Source organism: Frisingicoccus sp., assembly GCA_016298055.1.
Taxonomy (GTDB): Bacteria; Bacillota; Clostridia; order Lachnospirales; family Lachnospiraceae; genus Frisingicoccus.
On record JAEDDO010000065.1, the window covers coordinates 1 to 10,793 of the forward strand.

General features: G+C 43.8%; 7 protein-coding genes and 1 pseudogene. 1 reads left to right on the plus strand and 7 read right to left on the minus strand.

Annotated elements, in window-relative coordinates; genetic code table 11:
- Window positions 1–250, plus strand: a pseudogene (locus tag QZZ35_RS06635) (hypothetical protein); the annotation flags it as partial.
- A 60-nt stretch (window positions 251–310) separates the two neighbouring features.
- Here QZZ35_RS06635 and QZZ35_RS06640 read toward each other — a convergent pair.
- The 7 genes from QZZ35_RS06640 to gltB all read right to left on the minus strand — a co-directional run.
- On the minus strand, window positions 311–931 hold the full coding sequence (locus QZZ35_RS06640; RefSeq protein WP_291236683.1) for a flavodoxin family protein: 621 nt from the start codon (window positions 929–931) through the stop codon (window positions 311–313).
- A 64-nt stretch (window positions 932–995) separates the two neighbouring features.
- The gene (gene glyA / locus QZZ35_RS06645) at window positions 996–2,234 is read right to left on the minus strand and encodes a serine hydroxymethyltransferase (protein ID WP_291236684.1); all 1,239 of its coding nucleotides are present in this window, start codon (window positions 2,232–2,234) and stop codon (window positions 996–998) included.
- A gap of 57 nt (window positions 2,235–2,291) precedes the next feature.
- A complete protein-coding gene (gene aspS, locus QZZ35_RS06650) occupies window positions 2,292–4,079 on the minus strand; it encodes an aspartate--tRNA ligase (RefSeq protein WP_291236685.1) in 1,788 nt (595 codons plus the stop codon).
- Between the two features lie 16 nt (window positions 4,080–4,095).
- Entirely contained in the window at window positions 4,096–5,343 is a 1,248-nt protein-coding gene (gene hisS / locus QZZ35_RS06655) for a histidine--tRNA ligase (RefSeq protein ID WP_291236686.1), read from the minus strand.
- Window positions 5,344–5,449: 106 nt separating this feature from the next.
- Complete coding sequence (locus QZZ35_RS06660) at window positions 5,450–6,139, minus strand: DUF5688 family protein (protein ID WP_291236687.1); 690 nt, start codon at window positions 6,137–6,139, stop codon at window positions 5,450–5,452.
- 228 nt (window positions 6,140–6,367) lie between these two features.
- The gene (locus QZZ35_RS06665; RefSeq protein ID WP_291236688.1) at window positions 6,368–7,852 is read right to left on the minus strand and encodes a glutamate synthase subunit beta; all 1,485 of its coding nucleotides are present in this window, start codon (window positions 7,850–7,852) and stop codon (window positions 6,368–6,370) included.
- A 13-nt stretch (window positions 7,853–7,865) separates the two neighbouring features.
- Window positions 7,866–10,793: glutamate synthase large subunit (gene gltB / locus QZZ35_RS06670; protein WP_291236689.1), on the minus strand; the 2,928-nt coding region annotated here is incomplete at its 5' end.

Consider the following 10,793-nt stretch of genomic DNA (forward strand, 5'->3'; position numbering starts at 1 on the left):
AGAAGCCCATGACTGTGGACTCTCTCTTGGCAAATACAGAGCTTTTTTAGAATTGAAAGAACTGGATCCGAATATAACACCGGAAGATATCCAGGGCTGGTCAATGAAAGAAATTCAGAATCGTATTTCCGAATTATCCGACGGTGAGACAACGAATGCTTCTTCATCCTTAGAAGAAACCTCATGTGAAGAAACATCTGCCTCTGGCCACCATCAGGAACAAAAACATAAAGGTCACCATTGGGACTGATTCCAATGGACACTGGGGGACAGGTTCATGCTTTTAGCAGAAACCTGTCCCCATTATCGCTTATCGAATAAAACTTGTCTTAATTTTTTCTTCTGTTTCAGGAATATCAATTCCTGCATTTTTTCCGGCCTCAATACATTTGAGCATCCATGCCATGTTTTTTCCAAGTGTGCGCATCGTCTGAAGGCCTTCCAGATCCTGTTCCACATCCGCAGGTGAAGAACCGTGCACCATATTCCAGTACTGGGAAGATACAATCGGCATCTGGCTGATCGTAAAATATTTCTGAATAATATCTAATGTTGCTGTTGTACCTGCTCTTCTTGCAGAGGCTACCGCTGCCGCCGGTTTATGATGGAAGCATGCACCCGCATAGAACATTCTGTCTAAAAATGCACTTAAAGCACCGTTGAGTGATGCATAATATACCGGTGATCCCACAATAAGTCCATCGGATTCCTGCATTTTTTCGAGAGCTTTATTTACCGTATCATCAAATACACAATGGTTGCTGCTGCCGCCGCATGTTCCGCAGGCAATACATCCATGGATATCGCCTTTTCCGATCCAGAAAATCTCACTTTCCACACCGTTTTTTTCTAATGAAGCTGCCACCTCTTTGAGGGCTCTGTCGGTACATCCGTGTTCATGAGGACTTCCGTTAATCAATAATACTTTCATCTTCTCATCTCCTGACTGTTAAAAGGCTCCGGACACGATGCCGGAGCCTGAACAATGAATTACATTAGTTTAATGGATATTTTGCTGTGATGCTGTCAACAATAGCTCTGGCTTTCTCTTTATTTGCCTCGAAATCTTTCAATGTCAAAGCAATAGCCTCAGCAATCGCATCCATATCTTCTTCCTTAAGTCCACGTGTTGTCACAGATGGTGTTCCGAGACGAACGCCGCTTGTTACAAACGGAGACTGTGGATCATTCGGAATCGTATTCTTATTGCATGTGATATGCACTTCATCCAGCATCTTCTCTGCCTGTTTTCCTGTTAAACCGAGGCTGATCAGATCAACAAGCATCAGATGATTGTCTGTTCCGCCGGAGACAATATTGATACCTCTGGACATAAGGCCTTTTGCAAGCGCCTGTGCATTATCAATGATCTGTTTCTGATAAGCTTTAAACTCATCTGTAAGAGCCTCTTTAAAACATACAGCCTTTGCTGCGATCACATGCATAAGCGGACCGCCCTGGATGCCAGGGAATACAGCTTTATTAAAGTTAAACTTCTTAGCAGCCGCTTCGTTGGCAAGAATCAGACCACCACGAGGGCCGCGAAGTGTTTTATGTGTTGTTGTTGTCACTACATCTGCATATGGAATCGGACTTGGATGAAGGCCTGCTGCTACAAGACCGGCAATGTGTGCCATATCCACCATTAAATATGCACCGACTTCATCTGCCACTTCTCTGAATTTCTTGAAATCAATTGTTCTTGCATAGGCACTGGCACCTGCAACAATTAACTTTGGTTTTGCTTCAAGTGCAATGCGGCGAAGTTCTTCATAATCAATAAAACCTTCGTCGTTTACACCGTAAGGTACAATGTTAAAATATTTACCGGACATATTTACCGGGCTGCCATGGGTCAGATGACCGCCATGGTCAAGATTCATACCCATAACCGTATCTCCCGGGGTTAACATGGCAAAAAAGACAGCCATATTTGCCTGAGCGCCGGAATGAGGCTGAACATTGGCATAATCACAGCCGAAAAGTTCTTTTGCACGTTCAATGGCAAGATTCTCAGCCACATCAACGCATTCGCATCCGCCGTAATAACGTTTTCCCGGATACCCCTCTGCATATTTATTTGTAAGCGGACTTCCCATAGCAGCCATTACTGCATGACTTACCCAGTTTTCTGAAGCAATAAGTTCAATATGAGAATTCTGTCTCGCAAGTTCATCTTCGATTGCCTGTGCGATTTGGGCATCTGTACTTCTTAATTCTTCTAATGAATACATGTTGTACCTCCGTATTTTATTATTTGAAAGTTTTTGCACTTTACCAGAATAACACAACTATGCGTTTTCGACAATACCAATTCCAAGTTCTTTTAACTGAATATCGTCTACCACATTCGGTGCATCTGTCATCAGACAGGAAGCATCTTTTACTTTAGGGAAGGCGATAACATCACGGATGCTGTCCATTCCGGCCATGATCATGATCAGACGGTCAAATCCGTAAGCCAGACCTGCGTGAGGCGGAACACCGTATTTAAATGCATTCAAAAGGAAACCGAAACGTTCATACGCATCTTCTTTTTCAAATCCAAGAACTTCAAACATCTTTTCCTGTACATGATTCTGGAAAATACGAACACTTCCGCCGCCGATCTCTGTTCCGTTCAGTACGATATCGTAAGCTTTGGCACGCACACGGCCCGGATCTGTGTCAAGATACTGAAGGTCTTCTTCCATAGGCATTGTAAACGGATGATGCATCGCTGTATAACGACCTTCCTCTTCAGACCATTCAAGCAGTGGGAATTCAGTTACCCAGAGGAAGTTGAATTTGGATTTGTCGATCAATCCCATCTTATCTGCAAGTTCAAGACGAAGAGCACCAAGAACATCATAAACAACTTTATTCTTATCAGCAGCAAAGAGAAGAAGGTCACCATTCTCACCGCCCATAGCCTGAATGAGTGCTGTCATCTCTTCATCCTTCATAAATTTAGCAAAGGAGGATTTTACAGTTCCGTCTTCCTGAATCGCAATATAAGCAAGACCCTTTGCACCGTAATCTTTTGCAAATTTAACAAGAGCATCAATCTTCTTACGAGGCATACCGCCCTGTCCTTTTGCATTCAGACCACGAACAGAACCGCCATCTTCAAGAGCACCTTTAAATACAACAAATTCGCAGTCTTTGACAATGTCACTGACATCCTGAAGTTCCATTCCAAAACGTGTATCCGGCTTATCGGAACCATAGCGGTCCATAGCTTCCTGCCATGTCATACGCTGAATCGGAAGCTGTACATCCAGACCGATAATCTCTTTGAACAGACGTGCCAGAAGTCTTTCATTCACATCAATAACATCATCCACATCCACAAAGGATAACTCCATATCGATCTGAGTAAATTCCGGCTGACGGTCTGCACGAAGGTCCTCGTCACGGAAACATTTTGCGATCTGGAAATAACGGTCATATCCGGAACACATCAAAAGCTGTTTAAAGAGCTGAGGTGACTGTGGAAGACCATAGAAGTTTCCAGGGTGCACACGGCTCGGCACAAGATAGTCTCTGGCACCTTCCGGTGTACTCTTACCGAGGATCGGTGTCTCGATCTCTAAGAAACCTTCTTCTGCGAGGAAGTTGCGGATAACCGTCGCTGCTTTGCTTCTCATAATAAGATTGCGCTGTAAATCCGGTCTTCTGAGGTCAAGATAACGATACTTTAATCTTAAATCTTCTTTTGTTTTACTGTTCTCCTCAATCGGGAACGGCGGAGTCTCAGACTCAGACAGAATGCGGAGCTCTGTTGCACGGATCTCGATCTCACCTGTCTTCAGGTTCTCATTAATACCGCCGGCTCTTTTCTCAACCTTACCAACGACAGCAACAACAAATTCTGCACGGAGTTTCTCTGCTTTCGCAAAATTCTCACTTCCCGCATCTGCCTCTTCAAAAATAATCTGGAGAAGGCCGCTGCGGTCTCTTAAATCGACAAAAATAATACCGCCTTTATTCCGGCTTTTTTGTACCCAGCCCATAACTGTGACCTGTTCTCCGACATTACTGCCGTTAAGTTCTGCACAGCGATGGGTTCTTTTTAATCCCTTCATTGATTCAGACATGATATTCTCTCCTTCGTTATTTGATAAAGTAAGCAGCTATTGCGTCCAGAGCAACTTCTGTCTGCTCACCGGTTTCCATATTTTTAATTCTTGCACTGTTTTCCTTCAGCTCATTCTCGCCGAGGATCACTGTATATTTGGCTTTCAGTTTATTGGCATACTTCATCTGAGCCTTAACACTTCTGTCCATATAATCTGTCTCAACAATGATGCCTGCCATACGAAGCGTGTTGACCAGCTGATATGCCTGAGCCCGCGCCTCTTTACCGAGAACGCCCACATACAATTCAACACCCGGTTCCGGTTCAAGCTCTACCTGTTCTTTTTCAAGGAAATACAGAATACGCTCAAGTCCCATACCAAAACCAACGGATGGAATATTCTGTTTTTCATCAATCTCATGTACCAGATTATCATAACGGCCGCCGCCGCACAGTGTGAATCCGTCACTGTTGACAAATTCAAAAACTGTCTTTGTATAATAATCCAGGCCACGCACAATACCCGTGTCAATCTCGAAAGGAATGTTCATCTCTGTCAGAAGTTTCTGAAGTTCTTCAAAATGTTCACGGCACTCGTCGTCAAGATATTCAATAGTACGCGGAGCATCTTTGACGATCTCTTTACACTCCGGCACTTTACAGTCAATGACACGCAGCGGATTCTTCTTCATACGTTCCCGGCATGTCGGACATAAATGTTCCTCATGCTGCTTTAAATAAGCAAGTAAGGCTTCATTATAAGTCTTTCTGCAATTCGCACATCCGATACTATTAATATGAAGTTTTGCATCTTTAAGTCCGATCTTGCGGATCAGAGTCGTAATTAATGTAATCAATTCAACTTCAACAAGAGGACTTTTTGATCCCACAAATTCCACACCGAACTGATGATGCTGACGCAGACGTCCGCTCTGAGGCTGCTCATAACGAAACGCCGGAGTCACATAAAATAATTTTGTCGGTGCCGGTTCCGCATACATATTGTTCTCTAAATAAGCACGAATCGCTCCTGCTGTTCCTTCCGGTTTCAATGTGATGCTCCGGTGACCCTTATCTTCAAATGTATACATCTCTTTCTGCACAACATCTGTCGTCTCACCAACACCTCTCTGAAAAAGCACTGTATGTTCAAATACAGGTGTGATGACTTCTTTAATGTTAAATACTTTGCATAATTCTCTGGCTGCGGCTTCAATGATTGTACGTTTATGCATATCACTGCCATACCAGTCCTGGGTACCCTTCGGTCTCTGTGTAATCATCTTCATTCCTCCAATTTATCCAAACGCTCTGCCTCTCGGCAAAGTACGGCATTATCAGATAGTATTTTAGCAACTCTGACTGCTTTTGTCCAGTGTTTTAGCCATTTTACTCAGTAGCTCCCATCCCGGCCCCAAGAATCTCCAGTTCCTTTATGTCCATACGATACCTGTAAACATGGTTCGAGAGCACTTCATCATCACGGACAACGCACATATTTGCCTCTCTGACCATGGCTTCCATCTCTTTTCTTCCTCCTGCTTCCGATTCAAGAAGTACAAGCCATTCATGTATACTGCTTGGCAGCAAAATGAGATTGGATCCCTGTTCCTGGGCGAATTTTTCAAGTATATCCGTATAAAAAACAACAGCTGCTCCCTGTATTCTAAGTTCATTGCTGATCACATAGATTTCAGGGATATCCCCTTCATCTAAAGCAAACATCTTCCTGTATTCGGCCTCTGCCTTTTCAAGTGCACGCTCCACATCACCGCAAGTCTTTTCCAGAAATTCTTCTACAAGAAATCCTTTAATAACCTCACTCATCGGTTCAATGGTCGGTGCCAGTGTCTTCTTTGAATCGTTCGCCGCCTGCCGCATCAATTCATCCGGAGACATATCCCAGTCTTTAAGCATGTCCCAGTTCACTCTTTTTGTTACCAGTTCTCTCGGTGTCATATGGATCAGCTGACTGCAGGTAAGTGCCAGATCCAGATGACGGATATAAGGTCCTCTTTCGATCTCCTCCCGATGGAGTTCATAATTTTCTGCCTGAATAATAAAAGATCTGTTAATCAATCATCTTCCTCCTTATGAAATTTTATTCAATATTTATGGATTCGGTTTCTGAATTGAAACTTTTAGAAATGTATCTTTTTTGATATATCATAGAAGATGCCTTCATTATAGCATGTCTGTTTTAATATTCAATTATTACTTCTCGACATATTGAAGACTTTTTAGTCAAAAAAGTCAAAGAACGGGTACATGGACACAAAAAGTATCCGTGTACCCGTCCTAAAACCACTAAAGATTTGTATAACCCATAAGGTATTTATCAACTTCTTTTGCCACATCCCGGCCTTCCCGGATCGCCCATACGACCAGAGACTGTCCCCGATGCATATCTCCCGCTGCAAATACCTTTTCTTTGTTTGTACGGTATTCTCCCGGTGCTGTAGCCACATTCGTTCTGCCGTCAAGTTCTACCCCAAAAGCTTTTGCCACGTATTCCTGGCATCCGAGGAAACCGGCAGCAATAAGTACCAGATCCACGTCCTCCACATACTCACTTCCGGGAACTTCACTCATATTCATACGGCCTGTTTCCGGATCTTTCTTAAATTCAAGTTTGACAAGAACAGCCTTACATACATGACCTTTGTCATCTGCAATAAATTCTTTGACTGTTGTCTGATAAACCCGTGGATCATGACCAAAAACAGCAATACTTTCTTCCTGACCATAATCTGTTTTACAGATTTTCGGCCATTCCGGCCATGGATTGTTATCCGCACGTGTATCCGGTGCCTTCGGCATCATTTCAAGCTGAAGGACGGATGCGGCTCCCAGTCGAATCGATGTTCCGACGCAGTCATTTCCTGTATCACCGCCGCCGATAACAAGCACTTTTTTATCTTTCACATCCGGAATTTTTCCGTCTGTCAGATTTGAATTTAAAAGACTCTTTGTCACCATCGTCAGGTAATCTACCGCAAAATAAATTCCTGCGCTTTCCCGTCCCGGAACTTTTATGTCTCTCGGATTGGAAGCTCCGCATGCGAGAACAACGGCATCGTATTCTTTAAGAAGACGGGAAGCTTTCATGTCAACACCCACATTGGTATTTGTCACAAAACGAACGCCTTCCTTTTTCATGATATCGACACGGCGATCAATCACTTCTTTTTCAAGTTTCATATTCGGAATACCGTATCTTAAAAGTCCGCCGATCCGGTCGTTCCGTTCAAATACAGTGACCTGATGACCTCTGTGGTTAAGCTGATCGGCCGCTGCCATACCGGAAGGTCCGGAACCAATGACAGCAATCTTTTTGCCGGAACGCACCCTCGGCGGCTCCGGTTTGATCAAGCCGTTCTCGTAACCATATTCAATAATACCGTGTTCATTTTCCTTAACAGAAACAGGAAGTCCGTTGATATTGCATGTACATGCCGCCTCGCAGAGAGCCGGACATACCCGTGATGTAAACTCAGGAAAATTGTTGGTTTTCTTCAGACGTTTTAATGCTCTCTCCCAGTTTCCATTATAAATAAGATCGTTCCATTCCGGAATGAGATTGTTTAAAGGACAACCGGAAGCCATACCTCCGATCATCTGTCCGTACTGGCAGAACGGCACACCGCAGTCCATGCAGCGTCCGCCCTGAATCTGCTGACATTCTCTGCTCAGAGGAATATGAAACTCATTAAAATTTTTAATGCGTTCTTCAGGGGCAATTGTCGTACTGTTCTGTCTTTCAAAGTCCATAAATCCTGTTGGTTTTCCCATGACGTCTTACCTCCTATCCTCTCTTATTTGCATAAAATGCTTCAATCTGTGCCTGATCGACACTTAAGCCCTTTTCTTCCATATGGGCAATGGCTGTCTGCATTTTACTGTAATCATGCGGAAGAACTTTCTTAAATTTCGGCAGATAATCCACAAAATTATCCAATACCTTTTTACCCATCTCAGAGCCTGTAGCCTCCACATGTTCGGTGATCATTTCTTTCAGTTCCTGAACATCATATTTGGATGTTACAGGTTCGAGAGAAACAAGTTCTTTATTGACTCTTGTATAGAAATCGCTCTTTTCGTCAAGAACATAAGCGATACCGCCGCTCATACCTGCCGCAAAGTTCTTTCCGGTATCACCGAGAATAACAACACGTCCGCCGGTCATATATTCACAGCCATGGTCACCCACGCCTTCAACAACAGCCAGGGCACCCGAATTACGTACACAGAAACGTTCACCGGCCACACCGTTGATAAAGGCTTTACCGCTTGTTGCGCCGTAAAGAGCAACATTTCCGACAATGATATTTTCATGCGGTTTAAACTTCACATTCTTTGGTGCAGTCAATGTCAGCTTGCCGCCGGAAAGACCCTTTCCAAAATAGTCATTGCTGTCCCCGGTCAGATTTAATGTTAATCCTTTCGGAATGAAAGCACCGAAACTCTGTCCGCCGCTTCCGGTACAATTGACAACAAATGTATCATCCTCAAGTGTATCCTGGTAGCGTTTTGTAATTTCCGAACCAAAGATTGTTCCGAGGGAGCGGTCTGTATTCTTAACCGTAATCTCAATTTTCTTTTTCTTCTTTGTATGAAGTGCCGATCTGAATTCTTTCATGAGAACCTGCATATCTTTCGTCTTTTCCAGTTCAAAATCATATACCTGAGCCGGATCAAATTTCATTCCCCGTTCTGTATTCAGATACGGGTTATTGATAATTGCGGAAAGATCAATCTTATTTGTCCATTTTCCTGCAGCATTTTCTTTGACTTTCAGAAGGTCACTGCGGCCGACAAGTTCATCCACTGTGCGGATACCCAGTTTTGCCATATATTCGCGGAGTTCCTGGGCAACAAAATACATAAAGTTGATGACATATTCCGGTTTTCCTTTAAAGCGTTTGCGCAGCTCCGGATTCTGAGTGGCAACACCTACAGGACATGTATCCAGATTACATACGCGCATCATCACACAGCCCATAGTTACAAGCGGTGCTGTTGCAAAACCAAACTCCTCGGCACCGAGCATTGCAGCAATTGCAACGTCACGGCCGGTCATCAGTTTACCATCTGTCTCAAGACGAACTCTTGAACGCAGATCGTTCATAATCAGTGTCTGATGGGTTTCGGCAAGCCCCAGTTCCCATGGAAGTCCTGCATTGTGGATGGATGTTCTCGGTGCCGCACCTGTTCCGCCGTCATATCCGGAAATCAGGATAACCTGAGCACCGGCTTTTGCCACACCGGCTGCAACGGTTCCCACACCGGCTTCTGAAACAAGTTTGACAGAAATTCTTGCATCTCTGTTGGCATTTTTCAAATCGTAGATCAGCTGAGCCAAATCTTCGATGGAATAAATATCGTGATGCGGCGGCGGTGAAATCAGAGAAACGCCTGGTGTTGAATGACGTGTTTTTGCAACCCATGGGTAAACTTTACCGCCAGGGAGATGACCGCCTTCACCCGGTTTTGCTCCCTGTGCCATCTTGATCTGAATCTCATTGGCACTCACAAGATAACGGCTTGTCACACCGAAACGTCCGGATGCCACCTGTTTGATCGCAGAACATTTATTTAATCCGTCTTTTCCTACAGTCAGACGTTCCAGGCTCTCGCCGCCCTCACCGCTGTTGGACTTACCGTGGATCTTATTCATGGCAATTGCCAGTGTCTCATGGGCTTCCTGAGAAATGGAACCGTAGGACATGGCACCTGTCTTAAAACGGGTAACAATGGATTCAACACTCTCAACAGATTCAATCGGAATACCGCTTTCAGGATAATTAAAGTCCATCAGACCGCGAAGATTCATTGTTCTGGATTCATCATTGATCGCTTTACTGTATTCTTTAAAAAGATTATAATCTCCCAACCGGGTGGATTCCTGAAGAAGATGGATCGTATTCGGGTTGTACAGATGTTCTTCTTTGCCGCTTCGGAACTTATGACTTCCTGAGCTGTCTAAAGACAGATCCACTTCCAGATCCAGCGGATCAAATGCCTGTGCATGCAGGAAATTCACTTCTTTTGCAATATCGTCCAGGCCAATGCCGCCGATACGGCTGACCGTATTTGTAAAGTATTTATCGATGACCTCTTTATTGATACCGATCGCTTCAAAAATCTGAGATCCCTGATAGGACTGAATTGTGGAAACACCCATCTTGGATGCGATCTTTACGATGCCATGAAGAACGGCATCATTATAATCATTCACTGCTGCATAATAATCTTTATCCAGCATATTGGAATCGATCAGCTCTTTGATGGATTCCTGTGCAAGGTATGGGTTGATTGCAGATGCACCGTAACCGAGTAATGTGGCAAAATGATGGACTTCTCTCGGTTCTGCACTCTCTAAGATCATAGCCAGTGCGGTACGTTTCTTTGTGCGTACAAGATAATGTTCAAGTGCGGATACTGCTAAAAGTGACGGGATAGCCACATGGTTTTCATCCACGCCCCGGTCAGATAAAATAAGTACATTGACACCATCTCTGTATGCACGGTCTACTTCCACAAACATGTGATCGATCGCTTTTTCCAGAGAAGTGTTTTTATAATAAATAATCGGAATGGTCTGAACTTTAAAGCCTTCCACATTCATATTTTTAATCTTTAAAAGATCTGTATTTGTCAGGATTGGATTTTTAATCTTAACAACCTTACAGTTTTCTTCTTTTTCTTCAAGAAGATTTCCTTCCGGTCCGAT